The 1,821-nt window shown below is 57.3% G+C and carries 1 rRNA gene; it reads left to right on the forward strand.

The window, feature by feature from the left end:
- Nucleotides 1-185: 185 nt before the first annotated feature.
- Nucleotides 186-1,709: ribosomal RNA gene (locus ACWF41_RS21375) — 16S ribosomal RNA — on the forward strand.
- Nucleotides 1,710-1,821: the final 112 nt, after the last annotated feature.

Below are 1,821 nucleotides of genomic sequence, written 5' to 3' on the forward strand. Positions count from 1 at the left end.
AATGGTTCTGGTCTTGTGGGTGTGCGTCGGTTGTTTGAGAACTCAACAGTGTGTTTGATAGTCAATGCCAAATTTTTGGAACCTTTGTTGGTTTCTTTGGATCGGACTGAGCAGTTCAGCTTGGTCTGGCCAGTATCGAATGGACACTGACATCTGCGTTTGTGGGTGTGTGGTGTTGTTTCTCTTTTACGGAGAGTTTGATCCTGGCTCAGGACGAACGCTGGCGGCGTGCTTAACACATGCAAGTCGAACGGTGAAGCCCAGCTTGCTGGGTGGATCAGTGGCGAACGGGTGAGTAACACGTGAGCAACCTGCCCTCCACTTCGGGATAAGCCTTGGAAACGGGGTCTAATACCGGATATGAGCTCGCATCGCATGGTGTGGGTTGGAAAGTTTTTCGGTGGGGGATGGGCTCGCGGCCTATCAGCTTGTTGGTGGGGTGATGGCCTACCAAGGCGTCGACGGGTAGCCGGCCTGAGAGGGCGACCGGCCACACTGGGACTGAGACACGGCCCAGACTCCTACGGGAGGCAGCAGTGGGGAATATTGCACAATGGGCGAAAGCCTGATGCAGCGACGCCGCGTGAGGGATGACGGCCTTCGGGTTGTAAACCTCTTTCAGCAGGGAAGAAGCGCAAGTGACGGTACCTGCAGAAGAAGCGCCGGCTAACTACGTGCCAGCAGCCGCGGTAATACGTAGGGCGCAAGCGTTGTCCGGAATTATTGGGCGTAAAGAGCTCGTAGGCGGTCTGTCGCGTCTGGTGTGAAATCCCGAGGCTCAACCTCGGGCTTGCATCGGGTACGGGCAGACTAGAGTGCGGTAGGGGAGACTGGAATTCCTGGTGTAGCGGTGGAATGCGCAGATATCAGGAGGAACACCGATGGCGAAGGCAGGTCTCTGGGCCGCAACTGACGCTGAGGAGCGAAAGCATGGGGAGCGAACAGGATTAGATACCCTGGTAGTCCATGCCGTAAACGTTGGGCACTAGGTGTGGGGCTCATTCCACGAGTTCCGTGCCGCAGCTAACGCATTAAGTGCCCCGCCTGGGGAGTACGGCCGCAAGGCTAAAACTCAAAGGAATTGACGGGGGCCCGCACAAGCGGCGGAGCATGCGGATTAATTCGATGCAACGCGAAGAACCTTACCAAGGCTTGACATGTACGAGAACACGCTAGAGATAGCGGACTCTTTGGACACTCGTACACAGGTGGTGCATGGTTGTCGTCAGCTCGTGTCGTGAGATGTTGGGTTAAGTCCCGCAACGAGCGCAACCCTCGTCCTATGTTGCCAGCGGGTTATGCCGGGGACTCATGGGAGACTGCCGGGGTCAACTCGGAGGAAGGTGGGGATGACGTCAAATCATCATGCCCCTTATGTCTTGGGCTTCACGCATGCTACAATGGCCGGTACAGAGGGCTGCGATACCGTAAGGTGGAGCGAATCCCAAAAAGCCGGTCTCAGTTCGGATTGGGGTCTGCAACTCGACCCCATGAAGTCGGAGTCGCTAGTAATCGCAGATCAGCAACGCTGCGGTGAATACGTTCCCGGGCCTTGTACACACCGCCCGTCAAGTCACGAAAGTTGGTAACACCCGAAGCTCATGGCCCAACCGGTTTTCCGGGGGGAGTGGTCGAAGGTGGGACTGGCGATTGGGACTAAGTCGTAACAAGGTAGCCGTACCGGAAGGTGCGGCTGGATCACCTCCTTTCTAAGGAGCATCTGATACCCCCGCGTAAGCTTCCGGGGTCTGCTGGTGGGGTCATCCTGCTGGTGGGTCGTGGGGGTGGGGGTCAGGCAGACCATCGCAGGCGCCGTACGTG

Source organism: Isoptericola sp. NPDC055063, from assembly GCF_053608125.1.